We start from the raw sequence: 22264 nt of genomic DNA, 5'->3' as shown, positions 1-22264 counted from the left end.
TCTACCTCACCAGAACAACAAAACAAGTATCCCCAGCCCGAGGCTGGGAGGCTTGTTTTTTTGTCATCAGCGAGGAGGGAGAAAGACAGATATGTGTGTATCCCCAATAGCGTTATTCCACCAAGCCTGAAACCGGCTGACTATCTGAGTTTTTGGATGCTTGTTTGCACGCAACAGGCTCGATTTGCGCAACACAGAGCTGCCGCTGTCGAGTAATCACTCATTCTGTGATGATGGCAAATGTTAAATGTTTCAATCTACTGGTATGGTAGGGCTCTTATGCATCTGTTCACACAGGCGTGGGTTGGCTGCGCATCCATGACTTATCAACTGACTTTTTATACAGTGGTAATGATAGCGCAAAAAGAGGAAGTCAAGTGAATACGTTCAGCCACCCAAAGGTTGCTGGTAATGCTATGATTTAATTTAAATTTTTACTTTACAGTGATGAAATTAGGGCGGAGTTAGATGGAAGGCGCTGCTAACGGATTAGTGCCACCTTCCATCTAATCACTGTTAGCCAAGGAGAGCGTATGGGCTTAGCGGACTGGTTCAGCACATTCTGTGAAAATCTCCGCGTCCAAGACGGGGGGACAATCTCAACGAGGTACAAGGCCATTACCCAGCGACTGAACACGGATTATTGGACAACAACCTCGGAGACTGCCCACAGTCTATACGTCGGCTCTTATGGGAGAAATACGGCAATCCATGGCATCAGCGACCTGGATATGATTTTCCAGTTGCCTTATGAAGTTTACCGACAGTACGACGGCCATACCGGAAACGGTCAATCCGCCTTACTCCAAGCAGTCAAGAAGTCCATAGAAAAGACGTACGCGACCACAAGCATACGGGGCGACGGACAGGTAATCCTTGTGCCGTTCACAGATGGCATCACCTTCGAGGTAGTGCCTGCATTCATCAATAAAGACGATAGTTTCACTTATCCCGATGCGAACAATGGTGGCCGTTGGAGAGTCACAAACCCAAAACCAGAAATCGCCGCCATAAGGACGCGAAATGCGGCCTGCAACGGGAACTTGGCCCCCCTATGCCGGATGATGCGTGCGTGGAAACGAAAATGGGACGTCCCGATCGGGGGGTTACTTCTTGATACGCTAGCGTACCAGTTCATCGATACTTGGCAGTACAAAGACAAATCGTTCCTGTATTACGATTACATGTGTCGCGATTTTTTCCGCTTTATGGCAGACCAAGACAAAGATCAAGAGTACTGGAAGGCACCAGGCAGCGGTCAATACGTTTATGGGAAAGGCATGTTTCAATGGAAGGCGACGCGGTGCTACAACATCGCAGTCGAGGCAATAGGGCACGAGACATCTAACCCGAAACAGGAGTGGTCGGCAAAACAGAAGTGGAGAGATATATTTGGAACCTCATTCCCAGACTAGTGACACGCCAGATTCGCGAGCAATCTTGGAAGGTCAATTGCGCGAATGTTTTGGGCGCGTTGTGTATTCCCACAAGACCCATGAGAAGTGCGCGGATATTCTTCTGAAACGACTTTCCACAGTTAAGCTTTGGCAAATCATATTGTCAGCCTTAACGACCGGTGGATTTATTGCTGCTGTATTCGGGGCTGGTGATATTGGTGCGCTTGTCGGCATCGTCATCTCAACGGTGCTGCTGGTCTTGAACGCCTACACAAAGAACTACGACTTGGGCGAACTCGCCCAGAAACATCGGCAGGCTGGTGCCGATCTGTGGATTATTAGGGAGAAGTATCTCTCCCTGATTACAGACCTACGTATGGGCGAAAAGCCTCTTGAATCACTTCAAACGGAACGGGACGTACTTCTAGAGCAGTTGCACGCCGTCTACTCGGGCGCACCGAGTACTACGTATGAAGCTTACAAGAAGGCTCAGGAAGCTCTACAGCAACTCGAAGATATGACGTTTTCGGATGCTGAAATCGATGCGTTTCTTCCGAAGGAGCTAAAAAGGGGCTAACAATGCCATGCACTCGGACAGGAATTACGCTGCGCTCCATTCCTTCCGGTGATGGCACGCGTTATGTGCTCAACTAGTTAAATTAGGAGTTGCAGTGAAAAAGGCAGTATTGGAAGCGTTAGATAGCTCAATGCTAAGAATTGACAACCTTTACCCTATTGATAGGGAGGTTGATTTTCAGTCCGTGTTATTTGGTGAACTATATAAAGCCTTACCAGAGGCAATTATTCGATTTGAACACACTTTGCAAAGTGACTACCAATCCTATCGCTTGCATGGCAGTTCCACTGAAAACCGGAGAAGTAGAGTTGATTTACATATCCAGACAGAATCAAAAACTATAGTAATAGAATTAAAGTATTTTAAAGGTGCAAGCAAAGAAGATTGTATGGATATGCTAGCTGATTTAGCAAAGGTTGAACGAATTGTTGAATCAGAAGAGGCGCATGAAGGTTTTTGCATTCAACTAGTTAAAGCTGGTGTAATCGAACATTTACCTCAAGGTTTGATTGATGCTAAATCTTATGAAAAGAAGGTAGGTCGTTGGGACTATAATTTTGAAATTAAAGGGCAATATGAAATCATACCAAAACTACAGGCTAATGGTCGTTCTCTAATTGTTCATCACATTCAATGACTGCGCATATAACAAAGCGTTTAAGACGGAGTCACAACGCTTGGCATATTGAGTTTGAATCAGCTTTAGTGATTACGGCACAATGGCTTAGGTTTGGTTGTCGTGTTGCTCACCACTTAACGCAGCGTTATGCATCATCATGGATAATAAAACAATGAGCTATCTGAATAAATTTGTTGATTCCATAAAATTTTTGGAAAAATTCGACAAGGAACACAAGCGAGCTAACCTTAACTATGAAGAGGTTGCTAGTGTAATTAAAAGTCGGCTGCTTGATAAGGTTCTTAATGATTTTTTAGATCAAAATCTTGGTAATGCTGCGCAAAGATTTATAGAGAATTCACCTCAAAGCCTTGAAAACTTATGTCATAGTGTATCTCAGCAGTTTTATGAAAACTGGATGTCACAGCCCATAGGAGATTTAGTTCCTGTTGCAATAACTGTTGGGAATGTGAAGTTCAGAAATAGGGAGGTTTATAAGGTTTCAAAGTCATCGATAAAAAAGACAATAGCAAAAGGCTTTTGTCCTGATGAAAGCCTCGAGCTTCATGTATGGCTAACATTCTCAAATATGACCGTTCTGGATCTAACTATTGTACCTACGCTGATATATAAAGGTTTAGCTACTCTAGATGATTTTGATGGTTGCCAATATGTAATTTGGAAGGAAGGCGAGGGAGAGGGATTTGATTACATACCTTTGCTTCAACACAATAACTTTATGTATGAAATAGATAAAATAGCCGGTTATGCATGACAAAGCATTCAAAATCGTTCGCCGCGTTCTCTGGGACCTCAAAAGCCACGCTTTTTCGGCCCTTTAAAGCTGCGTTATGTACCTAAGGGGGAAGTGTGAAGTCAGTTATCGAGAGAGAGAAAATAAAGCGGGAGAAAGCGGAGAGGCTTCGTCGTTACGCTACGATTAATTGGAATATCAAGAAGAAAGAAATTGAAGTGATATTCCGTGAAGCTTTTTCTGGATTTAATGTTAATGGCAGAGAGTTTTATATAGATAACGACCTTAATAGTGAATTCTCCGACAAAATATATATTGGTTACGACTGCGTACAAGTGAGCCATCCTTTCAGGTTTACAGGAAATATGGTCATTACCAAGGACGAGAGGTCAACCAACTTCGACAGAAAAAAGGAAGTTGGAGCTGCTTTATCTATAACAACGTCAGCAATAGGAAGTTTTGATATTTTCCTCATGCCAGCCAAAAACGATGACAAACCTTGGGAAAGTAAGAGTCTTATCATTTATAGCTGTAAAGACCCCAATAAATTAACAAAAAAGAGAATACTTAAGTCTATTAGGCAGTATCTAATATTTCAAAGGGTTGATAGTTTGCTTGAGTATTCATCAGTTTTTGAAAATGCTTATGTAGCATGGTTGTATTTTTGGGATGCCAGAAATAGAGAGAAGTATCGAAACTTACTTTTTCAAATAACGAACCATTGGGGGGCGGTAGCTGTAAGTGCTATAGCTGCATGGGTAATAGCAAAAAACACATCCTGATTACCATCGCCCCCTCAACCACCGTCATCTATCATGCTGATGCTCCTCCTTGATGAGTGTTACAGCCGCAAAAAATGGCGTCTTGCCCGGGTAATCCCTCCCCATCTGGCAACCTTCAAGGCTGGCCATCTCCATTTGCTATGCATGAAATCCTACTTCGTTGGTTCATATGAGATTCAAGATAGTCGACAAACCCGGCCCAGTGAATCCATTCAATCCGATTCATGCTAACGGGTCACACTGTCAGGCTATCGGTCGTCTAAATCGACTCTGGTGCTTCTTCTGGTGCGCTTCGGCATCATCACATTGCTAGTAAAAAGAGAAGGGGAAGCAACATAATAGTTGCTTCCCCAATCGCGTTATTACACCAACCAGATATTGCTATATCAATCAGTCGGTTATCACTTCATGACTCGGCGCATTCTGCGTGATTTGCGCCATCCCTGCCTTGGCGCTGTTCAGCCTGTCTTGGAGCTGAAGTATGTCCTCGGGCTTGAACAGCGCCCCCAGCTCTAACCCCGGACACTCTTGCAGGATCACCCGCACCAGGCGGATGGTGCGCGTCGTCACCGGTACACACTGCCCGACCAGCTTGGCGCGTTTGGCGGACTTGCAGTCATCCACGCTGGTTGGGCAGCCATTGACCGTCAGCCATTCGGCCAGCTCGCTGTAGCCCATTGTTTTCGTCATACCGAAGGCGGACTGGGTATAAGCACGCAGGAAAACCCGCTTGAGGATGCCAAGCGAACCCTCATCCGTCATACGCATCACGTTGCTTTTCATCGAGCCCTTGCAGGTTAAGTAATCTTCCCAGTTCTCCCAGTCCTCGAGTGTTTTGAGACAATGATTCTTGCGCCAGCTGTCGAAGATTATGCGCTCTTCAATAGCGGCTTGGGCTGTCGGCCAAGGTTGCGTCTCAAAGCAGATATGCTCAATGCCTAACACGTTCTGCATGGATGGCTGCATAGGTTTCCGTTTGAAGTCGAATTCAAGATTCAGTGTCTTGGTCTTGGTCATCGAGACAAGATCACACTCATTGATCCACATCTCTGAAATGCTAACTAATTGTTCACTATCTACTTTTTGACCAGGTGTACGGTTCAAATAAAGGTCTAACATGTAGTTTTGGTGCTGATCTTTGGAGCAGGGCGGTTTGACTCCGGCCTTAGCCAAGATATCCGGCTGACCCTCCATAGGGATAGCCGTCAGTTGCCCACGCGTTTTCATGGCAATCAGCTGGTTAGCCCCGTGTTTGAGCTCTAGCATCCGAAAACTGTCGCCATCAAGCCGTTCACCAAGTGCCTGAAATCGACAGCATAGCGGTCCACTCAGATCTAATTCTTCATACGTCGCATCTGTAAGGAGCCCGTCGGTGGTCGCGCTAATGATGGTTTTGTTAGCTGGGATTGCGGCCAGGATCTCGCTCAACACCGCACGGACTATGCCCGTTGTATGAGCGGCAAAATACGCATTAGTAATGGCAGAACGGTCAATTTTCTTGCTCAACCCGGTTGTTGTATCGAAGGCGGTTTTACCTTGTAATCCTTGTGCTAGCTTGCCATAGACAGAATTGCCTATCTCCTTCCACAACAGCTCGTCACATGATTTCTTTGTGTAGGATTTACGCATCTTTCGGACAAAGGACACGAAAGATTCAAACGGACTAACTTCCACGTCACACCAAGGGATAATGATCCCCTGAATGATATCGATTTGACATCCCATGTTGAGAGCAACCTCGATTTCAGGTGCAGTGCAGTTTGACTCACCACTGAGGGGGTAGAGCAAACCATATTTCTCATCAAAGACCGGTAAGCAGGGGAAGCGTAATCCAGTGGGAAAGGAGAATCTGACACGTGCTAGCCCGAGGACGTGACCTCGATAATCTTCTGGGTTACTAGTTAGTCGAGCATTTCCATAATCTAGTGGGAACAGATCAACGAGGGCTGTGGTGTAGGCACCACTCAAGTCAAAATCATAGAAGCTGGAAACCGGCGTCGGCCCATTCCAATAGCTCTCATTACGGCCACCGTGGTAACAATCGATAGCTAATGGCTCAAAAGTCCTAGCAAGCGACGTCATTTGACGCAGCTTCTGGGAGGTTAGTCGACTTTCTTTATCATTCCACCGTGAGCGTTCAACTACTTCTGTTCCGAGCAATTGGTGCTGGTCATATTCCTGATCTCGGAGGAACTTTAGAAACATACTGCAGCTCAGACTCCCAAGGGACGCGGGTAGTCGAGTGAGGCCATGTTGCTTAATGAATTCATGCAAGCGTAGCCCGTACTTAACCGCAATCTCTGCATCTCGAAGCGCATAGGCTTCAAAGGCCGATTTGTCCCCGGCCAAGAGTTCATCCATGCGTTCAATGGAATACCCATCTGGGATGGAAAGTTTGGGAATTCCGATCATCTCGCCTACCGTTGCCAACCCTGTTCCACCGGGGGTATGTAGCATCGTGTCGACAAAGGCAATCAGAGTCATGTGTTTCTTGCGTTGTGAATCTTTCAAGATCATCGGCTCAGGTTGAGCCCTGCGTGCCAGCAATGCTTTGATATCTACACCGTAGGTTTCTGTCATTGTCGTCACGGTCTTGCGGATACCGCTGACCTTCGTTTTCTTACGGAAGAAATCACTAAAGGACGCCAGGTCAGCGCGAAGGAAATGGGCATAGACATAGATCTTTTTGGGCCATTTCGTGATGATCCCTTTTTCTTTACACATGATGACGATACGGGCTATGAACGGGTCAAACTCTAACCGATCACTCACTTTCCCGGATTTGGGATAGATGATCCCCGAGTGGGACCCTAACTCAGTTATCACGTGGAATTGATATGACAGGATGACATTGCGCTTGGTCTTGGGGTCGTAGACATATTCGCTATCAATACCGATGTGGATGGGTTCCCCCTTTGCTAGGGTGACCGTTTCCCCCGCTCGCAATCGGGTCAATGCTTTTTTCAGCAACAGATCTTCTTCGGCGGACGCACTCTGCCCGCGCATTATGGGATCTACGGCGTTTCTTGAGTCCAGGATGTAGGTGCTGGGATCAAGCGCAAGCTGTATAGAACGAGCCAATTCTAATTGCTCGTAACCAATGTCAGGCTGTGCATAATCCTCGTTGACGGTCATTGCGTCCGGTTCTGGGAATGCAAAGAGGCTGTCGTTGATGGGACAATCCATAGCAACTGCAGTTCCGCTCTGTAGTGGCGGTTGGTTGTGAATACTCATGGTTGTTTTTCCATAAAAAAGGGCCTCTTTAGAGGCCCTTGGTTGAATGGGGTCAGTTAGTTAGCTAACTGATGTTCGATCTTTGCTAGGGCCTCATCGAGCTCTTCTTCCGTGTCGTAGGTGATCCAAGTCGCTTTGGCATCCACTATCTGCGGAGTGATGCTGAGCAATACGCGCTCTTCATCAACAACAGACGAAATGTTGGCAATAATGTCTTTAGCAAACAACAGCTTGTCGACGTGGATGAATTTGCGCTTCTTTTGCTTGAGCACAAGGCTGGACACCTGTTTGAAGCGTTCTGCTATCTCTTCAGGGTCACGACTTTTGTGCATAATGGCCGGGAAAAGACTACTGTCGGACCATGCCATCAGCGCATGTGGCTGTTCTGGGTCATTTAGTTGAATTTGAACAACGCGGCTTATCGTGTCGAGGTGCGTGAAGCGACCGTTTACTTTGATGAATGCACCTACGATTTGGTAGACAGCAGCATGTTGGGTGTTATTTGTGCTCATGAGAGCCTCCTGTAGTTAGGGTTGTTAATTTAGGTTTTGCAGTTGTTTACGTTCCCACTTCTCCACTTCACTTAGTGGGAACCGGGTTTGCCGACCGATGGTTACAAACGGGGGTAGCTTCTCAGGGGCGATGATCATCTGCTTATCGATGGTGCTTTTACTGACGCGCCACCGCATAGCTAGTTCGCTTCGTGTCAACATATGTACATCGTCCATCGCAACCTCTCGTTTGTGCTGTTCGTTCGACTGGATTGCAGTATTCAGAAGTTGACCCCCCAAAGCATTGACAACACATGCATTGCGGAATTTTGTGTGTGTTGGTTACGAATGGGTCTTAATGGTGTTCCGCGCAACTCAACTGGAACACGCTGCGGGCAGTGGTATGTCTTCAGAGAGCCATTGCTGTTGAGTGGCATTGATATGAGGGAGTAAATGGGTCGTGGTGCGTTGCTGATATCGCATCGCCATCTGTAGTGATGAGTGGTTCAGGGCCTGTGCAACCATGGCAATGTCACCCGTCTGTAGCATCAGTTCCGTGGCAAAGGTTCGGCGGAGATCATGAATGCAAAGGTCACTGATCCCTGCTGTAGCACAAATCCGCTGAAAGGCATGCCGTGGGTAGCTCATGTACCCTGAAGAGGATTGGGAGGAGGGGAAAAGGAACCTCTGTTTGTTGACCAGTAGTTGCTGTGTTTCGATGAGTCTGATGGCATGAGACGTCAGGGCCACTTGGTGAGGTAATCCATTCTTGGTCGTAGGCAGGATCAGGTAAGCCTCATCGAGGTGCAAGTGGGCTTGTTCTATGGAGCACACCTCCCCAATCCGCATCCCTGTGTAGAGAGACAGTAATAACGACCGACTTGCTTCCGAGTTTTGGACATAACATGCATCGATAAAACGAGACCGTTCATCAAGGCTCAGGATCCGCTTTCGTTCGTTATTTTCCTTGAGTTGCCGTAGCCCATTCATCGGTGAGACAGAGAGGTATCCGTGCTCCACGGCCAAGGTCAGCATCCTCGACAGGGCAGACAAGATCTTGTTCACGGTGGCAGGCTTGAGGTGTTCAGCAAGTCGCCTTTGGAAGGCCACAATGGATTGGCGATCCAGTGTTTTTAGACGACGGCTTCCAAACTCCGGCAGGATGTGTTTTCTAACCTTGGACAGCTCTGACTGCGTATTGCGCTTATGCAGCTGCATATCGTCGAGATAGGCGGTTTCAAAGATCTCTTGGAGGGTTTTGTTTTGTCCCAGGGGATACGTATTGCGGGCAAGTTTATGGAGCCTCGCATGCACCTCGTCCCTGGCCTCTTGTATGGAGATCTGCGGATAGGTACCAATGGTCTCGAAGACCCGTTTGTAACGATGGGTTGTGTCGAAGACGAAAGACGTAGATAGAGCGTACCGGTACACGTATAGCTGTCTTACGTCAGCATCACGATATACCTGCTGCTTGCCATTGGCTGGCGGTGGTAAGGTCTCAAGAGCTCGTTTTGTCAGTTTCAGATTAGTAATGGACATAGATCCTCCTTCAGAAAAAGGAGGATGCTAGGTCATCTGGGGTGGTTACATCATTGACATCACATGCATTCAGGAAATGCCATTTTTGTTAAATAGCATTCTCATTACTTGTCGGCTCAGGCAGCAGTGGTCCATCTTTTCCGATAATCGTATTAAGCATACGCCGCATCACTCTAATTTCATGCCGGGTTTCAAGCTCGTCGAGTTTCGGTCTAGAAGAGAGGTCTATTGGCGCGGCACCATCACAAATAAAAACATCATCACAAATACTTATCAAAACAAGCAATAGGTTTTCTATAGTGTATGCAAAGGGTTTCTCTGGTGTACTGTATAGTGCGGAGACGTGATCCCAATTTCTTTCTAAATAATATATGACTAACTTGAGGTATAGGTTTCTTGTGAGTTTTCGTACTGCAAGGTCAGTTGTTGTGGTGCCTTGAAATTCTGTTTTTCTTTGGTTTGTAATGGAGTATTGGTCTGGAGTTTTTATCTTCGACCTACAGTCAGACAATGTGTCGTTTTTTTTTCGACAAAACAAAAAATGCTGCGGTGCCAAAAACCATGCACATAAAGCCAACTAAGTCTATCAAATAGGGTTCTGATGTATCCTTATCGATTTTCTTTAGCATCTTAATGGCCGGCTCAACGAGCCAGGCTCTCGCAAAGTGTGCCTTGATAATATTCCGTTTTTTAGTATTGTTTTTTATGTTTATATTTGAGGGAATGTCCACTTTATCCAAGAAAGCTATCATCGAATCGGAAAGTTTTGTTGCATATTCTTTTATTGCATTATCTTCACCGTAAAATGATGAGTCATCGGTTGTCTCACTATAAATTGAGCCACATTTCTCAAATTCAATCTGCAATGCAGAATACAGTTGTCTTACTTCACCAGATAGATTTTCGGTAATGTCTTCTTCCCCAATGAAACGCCATCCAAATGCAACTAGAGCATCATAAACTTTACCCTGCACTTTCGATTTTTTGATGCATTCGGCATGAAGATAATAAATATACTTACTCAGCAACTCTAAGTTAAAAAAATCATTCATTCGAGAAAATTCACTATAAATATATTTCTTTATAGGCTGCTTTCTAAGAGTGAACTTGCCGTCGATTTCTTCAAATAAGATATCTGGCGTAAGATCTGGATGTGTTTCAAGAACATATGCGATATCTGAGTCGTTATCATTAATTAGATATTTGTGCGGCATAAAAAATCCTAAGGTGAGAATAACAGCTTCTAATAGTATTTTTCCTGATTATCCATGATCCTCAACTCGCTGCAAGAGCTGGTATAGCATTGAAGGGTAAGCAGTTACGGTTGGTTGCCATGTTGTCGTTTCCTAAATCATCCCTCAGGACATCACCCCAGCTCCCGTCCTGGACCAGTACACTATGTATCCCCAATGGCGCTGTTACACCTATTACTTCTTCGTCGATAAATCATATGGTTACGTGCAGGCTGCAATGCGCATTTCACGCGTGTTGCGAAGGATGATGGATTTTCATGTGGGCGATTGAAGCTGGATCAGGTGATGCGGTAATCCCCCCATTTTTAGGAGCGTTCAAAAGTAGAGGTCAGTGCCGCCCGGCCCTGACCTCTGCGTTTTCCGCTCTATGGTGCCGGATTACTGACAGGCTCCCCCCCAGTTTACACCGTCCGTGCCACATTCCAGGCGATGAGTACCGTCCACTTTTCGCTGTGTTTCGGCATCAGCACATCAAGGTGCAGACAGTTCCGTCTCGCATACGATGACCTCGCACTCTGACGGGTCGGGGAAGTCTCCGCCTTCGTCGGTGATATATATCTTGTCGGCATCAATTCGGTAGTTCCCTGCCGGTGTCAGCAGTGGGTTTTCATACATGCCCTGATAATCGACAGAGACAGATGTTGCGCCGTGGGTTCTCAATGTGACGCGTCCGTTGGGGGCGATAGTGATGGATTGTTGAATCTCACTTTCATCCCCGAAGTTGAAGTACCGGGTTCCCGTGAACGGCAGCTCGACTGCTTGCTGCTGTGGATCCCCGGTATGGTCAGTACCTCTGGCGCTCTGGCACATTTTCTCTAGCAGTAGATCCAGCATTCCCTCGGGCTGTGGTCGCCCGTTAATCTCCAACGCCTCCACAGAAAAACCATCATCTTGCATCCAGACCTGCACCATGGCCCGTGCAGGCTGACTGGCATAGGTGATGGTGCCGCTGACATTCACCAATTTCCGACCATCCGCCGCTTTCCCGCCGGTCCACTCGGGGTCTTCGAAAAAGCTGTTGACCATCTTCTCGACGGAGATGTTCGGGCACATCTCCAGCTCGCTTTCCTTGAGGGTTGCCACATCCAGCATGCTGAGTACGCCAGCATAAGCGCCTGTCGAGCAGAGCATCATTAAACCGACTGCAGTTTTTATGTTCATACAAGGCGCTCCTCACCACACCCATGAAAACGCGGATATGGGGCGGTAGTTATAGCGACGGTCAAACTCCTCCTGTGTCAGGCACAAAACACGGATGAACTCGATCACGGACAAGATCAGGGGAAGGCCGGTGGTGCAGAGCGCTAGGTAGATAAGCCCCCAGCCCCAGTTTCCGGTGTAGAACTTATGCAGACCAATGCCGCCGCCCAAGAATGCGAACACAGCGGTGAGCCCCTTGCGCTTGCCACGGTGCGCAACGGCGTTTGCGCCGTTTAGCGGTACCTGCGGGGGAGTGGTCGCGGCAGAGGGTTGTTGGGAGGATGCCGCCCCCTCTTTAATAGGCCATGCTGCGATATCGATAGGCTTCAGCAGCTCATCCGTTATGGCTCGGGCTTTCTTCTTTGCGGCGCCGAAGGTATCGATGGCATCGACAAACGAGCCATTGAGGGTGAGCTGTATGGTCTCATCGCCTTGGGAGGCAAAATTCACGGTGATACGCATACCGAAAGGGTTAAAGCCATATTTCCATGCTGCTTCGATCCTGCCTTGGGTGCGCTCGATGGTTTTTAACGTGCCGCCTTGGGCTTGCAAATGGGCGGCGACATGCTCGAAGAGTTGCTCATAGGGACTGGTGGAGCAAAGAGTGTTGTCGGACACTTTTTGCAGGCTGATGGTGTTCATGCATTACTCCTTGGATATCGACTGCGGGATGGTTGACGACAATGTGAAACAGCGACGACAGGTGGTGTCGCGGCATGTCAGGCGCTGTCGCCAGATGTATAAATTGGGATCTTTGTCACAAATGGGTCAGGGCGGAGCCTGGCTCATCAGGGTCAATAGATGGCGTAAATCACGGACGATTTGCTCATGGATAAAACCGGGCGAGATCACGGTGAGCCCCGGCATCCAGGATTTGATGACAGGCAGAATTTGGTTGGCATCGAGCACACGACTGCTCAATAACAGCGCGCCGTCATCCAGGGTTTTGACTATCTCCTGCTCGGGCAGCAACGGGCGATGCTGAAAGTTGATGGCGATGGCGGCATTGGCCTTGAGTAGCACCTCGATCATGCCGGAGCGCCAGAGCGTCGGATCGGTATCGATTTGTCGTTGAATTAGCGCATCGCGGGTAAAGGTCTGTTGCGATAGCTCAATCAGTGCGATGGAGCTCAGCGGATTGGCTTGCAACCGCCCCTCGCTGACGCCGACCAAGTGCCAGGTGCCTTTATAGTTGATGAGCTGATAGGGGCTAAACAGCTGCTTGCGCTGGTCTTTGGGGATGAGCCAGCATTGCAGATGCTGGGTCATTGCCTGCTCTAATACCGGTATCTGGTGAATGAGTGAGTCAGCTGATTGACCATCGAACCCCTTGATGGCGAAGAGACTGGGTTGCCTCTGTCCAGCAGCTGACCCAGACGATGTTCACTGGCGCGGGGGAACAGGTCGGTGATGCCAAGCTGTTCGGCCAGCTTTCGCAGTTTTCTGTCGTTCTTGTGATTGAGAAACTCAGGATCCAGCCAGTATTGCTGGTTGCGATGCTCTATCGGTAGATAACTGAGGCGTTGATTGAAATCCCGCTGCAGGGTGCGCACGGTGACGTTGTACTCGGTGGCCAGATCACTCAGGTGTAGCCTCTCACCGCTGTACAGGCGGGTGAGGAGCATACCGAGGCGCTGAGCAATCTTGTCGTGTTCGTGCATACCATCACAGAAGGGGAATAACCGTGTCGCGGATTATCCAAACAGGCCGCGACACGGCGTGACGAATTGGCTGGTAGGTAGTTTTTCGCAAAACCCATCATCGGCGATGGGTTTTTATCATCAGTAGAGGGGTTTTGTTATCAACCGGTGAGAAGCGGTTGAGCGGGCAACGATGGTCGTTTGTGTTCGGGAGGAACTAAAACACCATGTGTGTTTTTTAACCGCCCAGTGAGCCACAGCGCACAATAAGAAAGATGTGTTAATTTAGATTGTCTATACAACGGGTTGTCCGTTATGGTAGACCCCATAACCATTCCCTTTCTTTATGGAGGGTTTTTGTGTTTGTTTGGTGACACGGTTTCGAGTTATATGGTTTGTCTCTGATTGCGATATAAGGAAATAGTGAATGAGTGATACATCCGAGAATATACCAAATGAAGGTGTTGTGGTTAATACGGAGGTGCAGTCCTCAGACACTTTATTTAGTGATTCATTTGAGATTTCAATTGAAGCGGCAAAGATAGTAAATTACGCCGCAGCTCAAAATAATATCCCACTAATTCAGCGTTTAATTATTCGCAACAAAAGCGAACAGTCGTTCAGGCAGGTGGATTTTCAGATAAGTGTCAATCCGGCATTTTTTGAACCCAAGCGTTTCACCTTTGATATCTTCGGTGCTGAAGAGTCTCGAACCTTCAACTCAGTTCAACTAAAGCTCTCGCTAAACCACGACTATCTATTCGATCTGGATGAGGCTGAGACCGGTAACATCATAATTACCGTGTCTAAAGAAGGCGAAGAACCTTTGGTTCACAACGAACCGATTCGTGTATTAGCTCGTAACGAGTGGGGAGCAACACTGGGTTTACCAGAGCTATTGGCTGCACATGTTCAACCCACGCCTATAGAAGTTGATCGCATACTGTCAGCCGCATCTTCTTTGCTTAAGTCATCCACAGGCTTGAGCATGAATGGATATCAGAGTAAAAACCGTGAGTATGTCTGGAAACAGGTAAATGCAATTTACCAAACTCTAGCAAACATGGGGTTCCATTACGCACCGCCGCCTGCCTCTTTCGAGCGAACAGGACAGAAGATTCGGACTACTGCCCAGATCCTCGATGGCAAGATGATGACTTGTCTGGATTCCAGCGTACTTTTGGCGGCTTGTCTGGAACAGGCGGGTTTGAACCCCGTAATTTTGGTCAAGGAAGGTCATGCTTGGGTTGGGGTCTGGTTAGTTGATTCGTACTTTTCCAACCCGGTAGAAGACTGCGCTCAAGATGTGAGAAAGAGAATTGCCTCCGGAGAATTTCTCACGCTTGAGACCACAGTGATTCCTCAGGCCGCTTCTATGAAAAAGGCTATTGCCGATGCAGCAAATTATCTGGAAGAAGCCCAGGAGCATACTTTTGAATACGCGATTGACATCAAGCGGGCTCGCCAGAATCACATTCGCCCGATGCGTGCTATTGCAGCGCTAGGCAAAGGCACTGTCGACTATGGTGAGGATTTTTCACCAACAGGACCAATTATTGAAGATGTCCCGGAATTGCCGCCATTAGATCCAGGAGTCATAACCACCGAAAACGTAGTGACTGACAACACTCCGGAAGGTCGTATGGCAAACTGGAAGTCCAAACTGCTTGATCTGACTTTACGAAATCGTCTACTGAATTTCAAACCCAGCAAAAAATTCCTAAAAGTAGTGACTCATGATGCGGGGGATCTTGAAGACGCATTGGCAGCAGGTGGTGAATTCAAGCTCGTAGCCAAACGTTCAATGGCTGACATGGGCGACCCCCGAAGTGAGGAAGAATTTAAAGCCGAATACGGCATGACCTCGGCTGAGCAGTATGCTAAATCGGCGCTACCAAAAAAAGAAATCTGTTTTGATGTAGAAAAAGAAAAACTGCAGGACTACGCCACTGTTATATTCCGTGAGGCTAAAAACACCTTAGATGAGACCGGATCTAACAGTCTATATATTGCGTTGGGTACATTATGCTGGAAAGAAACCCCAGAAGCCGAGACTGTATTGAAGGCGCCAATTCTCCTAGTTCCTGTGAAATTGAAACGCGGTGCGGTAGGCTCTGGCATCCGATTGGAACGTCTTGATGAGGAAACAATTTTTAACCCCACACTCTTACAAAAGCTGGCAATAACATTTGACATCTCTTTACCGTATCTCGACGGGCAGCTTCCAAATGATGATTCCGGTGTGGACGTAGACAAGATTTTTGCGACATTAAGGAAGAAAATTGAGGACTTGAAAGGTTTTGAAGTCATCGAGGATTCTTATCTTGGACTGTATTCTTTTGCTAAGTACCTCATGTGGAGAGATTTATCCAAAAATTCTCAGGATTTACTCAAAAATAAGGTGGTAGACCATTTGGTTAACCATCACGGTGAAAATTTCCAGGATGACACAAAAGCAATCAGGCCTGAGGATTTGGATCGCGACTTCTCACCTCAATCTTTGTACACACCATTGTTGGCTGACTCGTCTCAATTGGCTGTCATCTGCACAGCCGAAAAGGGTCGAAACATGGTCGTTGAGGGACCTCCAGGAACGGGCAAGTCTCAGACTATTACCAACCTCATCTCTCACTTCCTGGCCAATGGTAAGACTGTGCTCTTTGTAGCTGAGAAAATGGCTGCGTTGGAGGTAGTACACAACCGATTAACAGACATTGGGTTGGCGGAGTTCTGCCTAGAGCTGCATTCGACTAAAGCTAAGAAATCAGAGATTTCCAAGCAGTTTGTGCAGGTGCTCGAATGCGCGGACAACAAACTCGTTGCTGATTGGGAGTACGAGGCAGAGCGGTTGGCTGCGCTGAGAAACGAACTGAATGCCTTGGTTAGGGTGTTACATCAGACACATAGAAACGGTTTGACAGTGTACGAAGCTATGGGCTGGACGTTAGTGAGCGACAAAGAACCAGCTCGCTTTGATTGGACTGACCCAGAGACACATGACTACAAGGAAAAATGCAGTCTGGAAGATTTTGTGGGTGATTTGGCAGCGTTGGCTACACGCCTTTCCAAAATATCGACTCACCCGCTCAATGAAGTAAAGAAGACAACTTGGACTCCTACTTGGCAGGACAGCCTATTGCAAACGGCTAAGCAATCCGTTGAGCAAGTGAGCGATATCGAGGCCAGCTTGCAGGATTTCTCCGCGCTCGTAAAAATCGAGGCTAATCAAGCGAGCTTGGATCAGTTGCAGTCCATTGATGAACTTGCTGCTGCTTTACTTAACGTTTCACAGGTGCCGATGGAGTCAGCTAGTCAAGCGTTCAGCACACAAGAACGTAAGAAATTGGGCGAACTTATCCGGCATGGCGAGCAGCGTACCGTCCTATGGTCATTCTTCAAGAATTACGACGCGGAACTAAAAACGCTAAAAGCCGCGCCGTTAAAACTTCAATGGAGAGCGGCATCCCAAGATTGGTGGCCCAAGAAATGGTTTACTAAGCGGAAGATTTCTAATCAGATTAGACTTTTTAGCCTTGATAAGTCGCGCGTTGCTGACGAGGAGATGGACGCATTCCTTGATAATTTGGCCAAATTAAATGTAGAGGATCAGTACCTTCACGAAAATGCAGCAATCGGATCAGGTTGCTTGGGAGACGTTTTTAAGGCCGAGAATACCGACTGGAGTCAGGCGGCAGCCTACCTTCGCTGGATGGATGATTTGGCTTTATCTGTGCAAAAAGCCTTTGACGCACAGATGGAGCAGTTAGACATCGCCCGAAGTTCGCTTCGAGTGCTGCTTTCTGATCAAAATGAGTCCTTTAGACCGGGTGGGCGGCTCTATAACGTGGCCCAGGCTTACAGGACTTCTTATTCGGGGTTCATCGCGCTGTTCACCAGCCTTAGGGAGCTCACTGGTAATAGCGAATTTTTGGGGGGCTCGGCCAAAGTGGGCTTACTGGGTTGCATACGTTCAATGCATGCTCAGTGGCAGTCACATAAACAGGAAATCCAACCATGGTGTGTCTGGAATGACTCCCGTGCGAAGGCTTTATTACTTGGATTGCAGGGCTTGATTGAGCAGGTCGAGCAAGGTGCAGTAGATCTTGCTGATCTTAAAGATCATTTTGTGGTGTCTTATGCTAGCTGGTGGCTAAAGTGCATTTTGGATAGAGAGCCGTTGCTCGCGAACTTCTCTGGCGCATCACAAGCCCATAAAATTGCAGAGTTCCAAAAGGCTGATGAGCGTTTCCAGAAACTCACAGTTCAGTATGTACAGGCCAAGTTGCGCGGCAAGATTCCAACTGGGTCAGAATTGACGGGTGACTTGAAAGGGGAAATAGGGTTTTTGCGCCATGAAGCGCAGAAGCAGAAGATGCATCGTCCGATAAGAGAGGTGCTTAAAAAATCCTCCGCAGTGCTGCCACGCTTAAAACCCTGTTTACTGATGTCACCTCAGTCCGTTGCACAGTATCTAGACACGAGCACTCAGATGTTCGATGTAGTTATATTTGATGAAGCCTCGCAGATACCGACGTGGGACGCTGTTGGTGCAATCTCACGCGGTAAGCAATTGATTTGTGTTGGTGATCCTAAACAGCTACCTCCGACCAACTTCTTTAGTGCCTCGGATGCCTCTGGAAACTTTGATGATGAAAGTCTCATCGAGATGGAATCTATTCTGGATGAATGTTTGTCATGTGGCATGCCATTGTCTCGGTTGGCTTGGCACTATCGTTCACGTAACGAAGGGTTGATTACATTCAGTAACCACCAGTATTACGGGTCGGATTTAGTTACTTTCCCAAGTCCCGTGGAAACGGATAACTCTGTGGAGTTTGTTGATTCGAAAGGGGTATATGAGCCCGGCAAGTCGCGCACAAACAAAATTGAAGCGGCCAAGATCGTTGATGAGATCGAGCAGCACTATCTCTCAGGTGCTGGTAAGAAGTTCTCCATTGGAGTCATTACCTTTAACTCTACTCAACAGGCTCTGATAGAGAAACTAATGGATCAGCGGCGCCTTGCGAATCGGCAACTGGATGAGGCTATTGCACAGGCTGGCTCAGAAGAACTCTTCATCAAGAATTTGGAGAATGTTCAGGGTGATGAGCGTGACATCATCTTGTTCTCAATTACCTTTGCTAAGGATGCAAGTGGAAAGTTGAGTATGAATTTCGGTCCAATGAACAAGGAAGGGGGCCATCGCCGCCTTAACGTGGCTGTTACCCGTGCTCGACACAAAGTCAAGATATTCTCAAGCCTACGGCCAGAGGACATTGATCTATCGCGCACTAATGCCAGGGGGGTGGCAGATCTAAAAGCCTATCTGGACTTCGCTTTGCATGGCGCCCGTGTTTTGACTGAACAAGCCATACCAACTGGGCGGGAACCTGATAGTCCTTTTGAATATCAGGTCATTGACGCCTTGCGTAACCGTGGGTGGCGTGTTGTGCCACAAGTTGGTGTATCCGGTTATCGAATCGACCTGGCTGTAGTCAATCCTCATGCTCCAGGAAAATTTTTGCTGGGAGTAGAGTGCGATGGCGCTACTTATCATTCCGCACCGAGTGCTCGTGATCGAGATCGCTTGCGCCAAATGGTGCTTGAAGGTTTAGGCTGGAATATTCACCGTATTTGGTCGACTGACTGGTGGTTTAACCGAGAGATCCCCCTGAAAGCGCTTCTAGCACGGCTAGACGTATTGGAAGAGCAAGCGCGTCTTGAAGTACAACCGGGTTAAATGAAATTCTCTGGTGGGGGTATATACAGCGTTATGTGTTTATCCCCAATAGTGTTGTTACACCTATCGATGATTTGCATATAAATCAAATGGTTACTAACCATAAGAAATGCACATTGCTCATGGTTTGCGTCGGATAGTGCATTTCTCGCCTTGGGTAATTGAAGTTCACTCAGGAGTGAATCAGGGCCATAACCCTCCAGTCATCGCTTCATGGTAAGGCTGAAAAGTGTTTAGTGAACTTGGGGTGATTCAGCCATTTTTTCTTGGTGGGCTTGGATAGGTTGTTGTTGCTCCTGGAGCAGCACTGAAGGGAGTGAGTAGTGAAGAAAGCAACGTTACCCGCCATCGTCGTCACCGGTCTCTTAATGACCGGGTGCTCGACACAAGGCAACGCCGTAATACCTATCGTTGGGCCGCTGGCCAGTTTCGCGAGTTATGAGTCCGTAGGGTCGTTCGCTCTCAGTGGGGATCGCCCCTACCTCGGGAAGGTTCGTCGCAACAGATTAGATGGCACCTATGACATCACCACGGCGTACATGACCATCGGCGATCTCATCCGGGGGATGACCGGATTCAGCTCGCTCGAAAACTTTATCGACACATCAGCACGGACTGGGCTTGTCGTCGTGCGCGGGACCAGCGCCAACTGCCCCACAGCGCAATGGGCTGTGTGGTACGACGACCGCCAAACCGTAATCCACCCGTTCCCAGGATGCCAGCCGTACACCAAGAACACCGTAACCCGTAATGGGCAATACATCATGTTTGAAGACCCTGCAGGGAAAAGCGACTCGCTTTACGCATTCGACGTGCGCCAGGCCAAATTTGCTGAATACCGATACCAGCGGCCAGTGGCAACCCCTACCGAAACAAAGACAGCTCGCCAGAGCTCGCCAGCGCGTCCCAAGCAGACGGCAACGGCATCACGCAAACGCACCCCGGCAGCCAAGACCAGACCGGCCACCAGCCCCCCTGCGGTCATTCGCCAGGCAACCTATCAGCCTGGCACCATTGAGATTAAGAAGGTCTCCAGCCAGACCACCCAGGAAGTGGTGACATGGGAGCAATAACATGGCGCTTTAAGGCGCTGCTTGGCACAAAACTGTTTTGGCTCACCCTGCTCTATCTGTTGTGCGAATTGGCGTTCAGCGCAAGCCTGCTGGAGCTATGCAGCCGGGAGGCAACCCTGGATGAGATCAACCAGCTCGAAAACGTCGGGCGGCTGCTGACGGGGGTGGCCATCTCGCTGCTGTTCATCGGGATGTTCATCGACAAACAGCACATACGACCCTCCCGTCGGATCCTTTGGTCGTTCGGGCTGGTACTCTTGTTCACGGGTCTGAACCATAAAGCGCAGGACGCGTTCATCGACCATCGGATTCAGACCGAGTTTGCTACCGCTGAAGCGAGAAAAGGCGCCTTTTTGCTGACCCTGGCGGGCCGTAGCCTCTCGAATGGCACCCTGAACTTACGCAGCATCCATACCCCGGAGGTGCTGGAGCATAAGTCATCCGTAATGGCATTCGTTGCCATCTTCCCGGCATTGGCGTTCAACTACCCCAATGTCCAGGACGAGATGACCCTGCTGCTGAAAAAGGCGATCTCCATCAGCGTGACCAAGCCCTGCGACGCCCTCGATGATCGGACCAAATGCCTGGGGTCTCCAGCCCAGTTCAACAATGACACTTGGCCCCAGATCGTTCGGGGGGTGGAAGAACGCTATATGGAATATACCCGCGCCTATAACAAGGCCGTTGTAAGGACTAGCCCGGAGGCATTGAAGCAAGCAGCCACAGACGCTTGGGATGACTATCTGTTCCAGCTAAAACGTGCGGGGTTTACTAACCTGTTCACCAAACACGCCCGCCCTAACCAGGTCCCGTCCTCTAAATTTGCCCAGGTACGTCAAAAGGTGCGCGAGGCTGGGGTGCCAGTGCCGAATAACTGGCGCCCTACCGATCGCAAGACTTTCGAGGCTGTGGTGCGGCAGAAAGCCTATCGTGACACCTGGAAGGCTCTGGGCGACTCGATGGGGATCAGCAATCCCAGTCGTTACGTGACTATCGAATCGTTCATGCTGCTCAAACCGGTACAGGCCGCGGTGCGCGAGCAGCTGGGAGTAGACGGAATTAGGCGGATCCCGCTTGTGACGGAGTTTGCTGACATCGAGCGCCAGGTGTACCTCCCAATAGCAAACAGCATCATCGCCAGGCTACAAGCGCAGGTGGATTCGTCCACCGCTCGATTCGTGGGGCCGGGACCGCTGGCTGAGAAGGCCGATTCCGCGGTCAAGACCCTGGTGGTTGTTCCGCTGGCCCTGCTGTTGTCGCTGCTCGGGGGGTTTGGCCACATGATGAAGCTCACCACCTTGATCTTCCGCAGTTTGCTCGATGAGCAGAGCAAGGCTCGCACCTTGAAAGCCATGACCGCAGCTATAGCCCTGGTCTCAACGGGGGTGTCGGCTCTGTATTATGCAGCTAATCCCCTGGTCGAAGCCAAGGCATATCAGACCTTCTCCGCGGCAACTACCCTCAATAGCGGCAGAGCATTTTCGCTGGGGTTGGAGTTCATCATCCGGTTACAGGAGTTCGTCTACCCGGTTAACGCCGTTCTGCTCCAGCATTGTTATGTGATTATCCCCCTGGTCGGCTCCCTGGCGCTGTTATGTCTGTATCATTGCGCCGAGCCAAAGCGCACAATGCGAGAGGTTCAGGTCAACGTGGCCGCGCTTCAGAAACAATTACAGGCGGCGTTAAGCAATGAATCTCAACGAAAACGAAATGCAGCCTAGGTATCGCAATGATAACTTTCAAAGTCATTTTGTAGTGGTCAACTAAATCCGGACACATAGTTAAGCCGCTTTTCGGCTTCTGCTGGCGGTATCCCATCATTGTGTTGATGCGGCGCCGCCAGTAGAGTGTGAAAAGCAATATTTCGAACGGCTCAAAAGTGTTTAGAGAAGCCGGGGCGATTCAGAGGGGTTTTGTTATCGACTGGCGAGAAGCGGTTGAGCGGGCCAGGAAGACGCGCTCGGT

16 protein-coding genes are annotated in these 22264 nt (G+C 48.5%); 8 read left to right on the top strand and 8 right to left on the bottom strand.

The annotated features are described in order from the left end of the window. Window positions 1-533: 533 nt before the first annotated feature. The 5 genes from M2367_RS11695 (at window position 534) to M2367_RS11675 (ending at window position 4129) form a co-directional block, all read left to right on the top strand. Window positions 534-1415, top strand: coding sequence for an SMODS domain-containing nucleotidyltransferase (locus M2367_RS11695; RefSeq protein ID WP_259236774.1), 882 nt, complete (start codon window positions 534-536; stop codon window positions 1413-1415). 25 nt (window positions 1416-1440) lie between these two features. Continuing rightward, window positions 1441-1974 (top strand): SLATT domain-containing protein, encoded by a 534-nt coding sequence (locus M2367_RS11690; RefSeq protein WP_202007779.1) that lies wholly within the window; start codon window positions 1441-1443, stop codon window positions 1972-1974. Window positions 1975-2068: 94 nt separating this feature from the next. Next, a complete protein-coding gene (locus M2367_RS11685; protein WP_259236773.1) occupies window positions 2069-2611 on the top strand; it encodes a hypothetical protein in 543 nt (180 codons plus the stop codon). A 154-nt stretch (window positions 2612-2765) separates the two neighbouring features. Further along, the gene (locus tag M2367_RS11680; RefSeq protein ID WP_259236772.1) at window positions 2766-3368 is read left to right on the top strand and encodes a hypothetical protein; all 603 of its coding nucleotides are present in this window, start codon (window positions 2766-2768) and stop codon (window positions 3366-3368) included. A gap of 95 nt (window positions 3369-3463) precedes the next feature. Beyond that, entirely contained in the window at window positions 3464-4129 is a 666-nt protein-coding gene (locus M2367_RS11675; RefSeq protein ID WP_259236771.1) for a hypothetical protein, read from the top strand. Window positions 4130-4519: 390 nt separating this feature from the next. Here M2367_RS11675 and M2367_RS11670 read toward each other — a convergent pair whose 3' ends face one another. From M2367_RS11670 to M2367_RS11635, 8 genes are all read right to left on the bottom strand, one after another. After that, complete coding sequence (locus M2367_RS11670) at window positions 4520-7363, bottom strand: hypothetical protein (protein WP_259236770.1); 2844 nt, start codon at window positions 7361-7363, stop codon at window positions 4520-4522. Between the two features lie 56 nt (window positions 7364-7419). Further along, window positions 7420-7875, bottom strand: a complete 456-nt coding sequence (locus M2367_RS11665; protein ID WP_259236769.1) for a hypothetical protein — start codon at window positions 7873-7875, stop codon at window positions 7420-7422. Window positions 7876-8229: 354 nt separating this feature from the next. Beyond that, entirely contained in the window at window positions 8230-9393 is a 1164-nt protein-coding gene (locus M2367_RS11660) for a site-specific integrase (protein WP_259236768.1), read from the bottom strand. A 503-nt stretch (window positions 9394-9896) separates the two neighbouring features. Next, the gene (locus M2367_RS11655; protein ID WP_259236767.1) at window positions 9897-10607 is read right to left on the bottom strand and encodes a hypothetical protein; all 711 of its coding nucleotides are present in this window, start codon (window positions 10605-10607) and stop codon (window positions 9897-9899) included. Between the two features lie 510 nt (window positions 10608-11117). After that, window positions 11118-11807: a hypothetical protein gene (locus M2367_RS11650; RefSeq protein WP_259236766.1), complete on the bottom strand. Its 690-nt coding sequence runs from the start codon at window positions 11805-11807 to the stop codon at window positions 11118-11120. Between the two features lie 12 nt (window positions 11808-11819). After that, a complete protein-coding gene (locus M2367_RS11645) occupies window positions 11820-12488 on the bottom strand; it encodes a TM2 domain-containing protein (RefSeq protein WP_111587619.1) in 669 nt (222 codons plus the stop codon). Between the two features lie 126 nt (window positions 12489-12614). Beyond that, window positions 12615-13115 carry a WYL domain-containing protein gene (locus tag M2367_RS11640; protein ID WP_259236765.1) on the bottom strand — a complete coding sequence of 167 codons (501 nt, stop codon included), beginning with the start codon at window positions 13113-13115 and terminating at the stop codon, window positions 12615-12617. A gap of 8 nt (window positions 13116-13123) precedes the next feature. After that, window positions 13124-13507 carry a hypothetical protein gene (locus M2367_RS11635; protein ID WP_259236764.1) on the bottom strand — a complete coding sequence of 128 codons (384 nt, stop codon included), beginning with the start codon at window positions 13505-13507 and terminating at the stop codon, window positions 13124-13126. 406 nt (window positions 13508-13913) lie between these two features. Here M2367_RS11635 and M2367_RS11630 point away from each other — a divergent pair, with 406 nt between their 5' ends. From M2367_RS11630 to M2367_RS11620, 3 genes are all read left to right on the top strand, one after another. Further along, a complete protein-coding gene (locus M2367_RS11630) occupies window positions 13914-19226 on the top strand; it encodes a DUF4011 domain-containing protein (protein WP_259236763.1) in 5313 nt (1770 codons plus the stop codon). A gap of 323 nt (window positions 19227-19549) precedes the next feature. After that, the gene (locus M2367_RS11625; RefSeq protein WP_252410778.1) at window positions 19550-20299 is read left to right on the top strand and encodes a hypothetical protein; all 750 of its coding nucleotides are present in this window, start codon (window positions 19550-19552) and stop codon (window positions 20297-20299) included. Next, the gene (locus tag M2367_RS11620; RefSeq protein ID WP_252410777.1) at window positions 20287-22020 is read left to right on the top strand and encodes a hypothetical protein; all 1734 of its coding nucleotides are present in this window, start codon (window positions 20287-20289) and stop codon (window positions 22018-22020) included. The genes M2367_RS11625 and M2367_RS11620 overlap by 13 nt, the downstream gene beginning before the upstream one ends. Window positions 22021-22264: the final 244 nt, after the last annotated feature.

It is taken from the genome of Aeromonas sp. BIGb0445, assembly GCF_024809075.1.
Lineage (GTDB): Bacteria > Pseudomonadota > Gammaproteobacteria > Enterobacterales > Aeromonadaceae > Aeromonas > Aeromonas rivuli.
The sequence above is the reverse complement of the archived record's forward strand: the minus strand, read 5'-3'. Positions and strand labels throughout refer to the sequence as shown.

Bases quoted from the DNA above. Each gene is read 5' to 3' on its own strand.
- M2367_RS11640 (WP_259236765.1), bottom strand. From the start codon at position 13,115: ATGACCCAGCATCTGCAATGCTGGCTCATCCCCAAAGACCAGCGCAAG.
- M2367_RS11635 (WP_259236764.1), bottom strand. From the start codon at position 13,507: ATGCACGAACACGACAAGATTGCTCAGCGCCTCGGTATGCTCCTCACC.
- M2367_RS11645 (WP_111587619.1), bottom strand. From the start codon at position 12,488: ATGAACACCATCAGCCTGCAAAAAGTGTCCGACAACACTCTTTGCTCC.
- M2367_RS11670 (WP_259236770.1), bottom strand. From the start codon at position 7,363: ATGAGTATTCACAACCAACCGCCACTACAGAGCGGAACTGCAGTTGCT.
- M2367_RS11655 (WP_259236767.1), bottom strand. From the start codon at position 10,607: ATGCCGCACAAATATCTAATTAATGATAACGACTCAGATATCGCATAT.
- M2367_RS11650 (WP_259236766.1), bottom strand. From the start codon at position 11,807: ATGAACATAAAAACTGCAGTCGGTTTAATGATGCTCTGCTCGACAGGC.
- M2367_RS11630 (WP_259236763.1), top strand. From the start codon at position 13,914: ATGAGTGATACATCCGAGAATATACCAAATGAAGGTGTTGTGGTTAAT.
- M2367_RS11620 (WP_252410777.1), top strand. From the start codon at position 20,287: ATGGGAGCAATAACATGGCGCTTTAAGGCGCTGCTTGGCACAAAACTG.
- M2367_RS11680 (WP_259236772.1), top strand. From the start codon at position 2,766: ATGAGCTATCTGAATAAATTTGTTGATTCCATAAAATTTTTGGAAAAA.
- M2367_RS11660 (WP_259236768.1), bottom strand. From the start codon at position 9,393: ATGTCCATTACTAATCTGAAACTGACAAAACGAGCTCTTGAGACCTTA.
- M2367_RS11665 (WP_259236769.1), bottom strand. From the start codon at position 7,875: ATGAGCACAAATAACACCCAACATGCTGCTGTCTACCAAATCGTAGGT.
- M2367_RS11695 (WP_259236774.1), top strand. From the start codon at position 534: ATGGGCTTAGCGGACTGGTTCAGCACATTCTGTGAAAATCTCCGCGTC.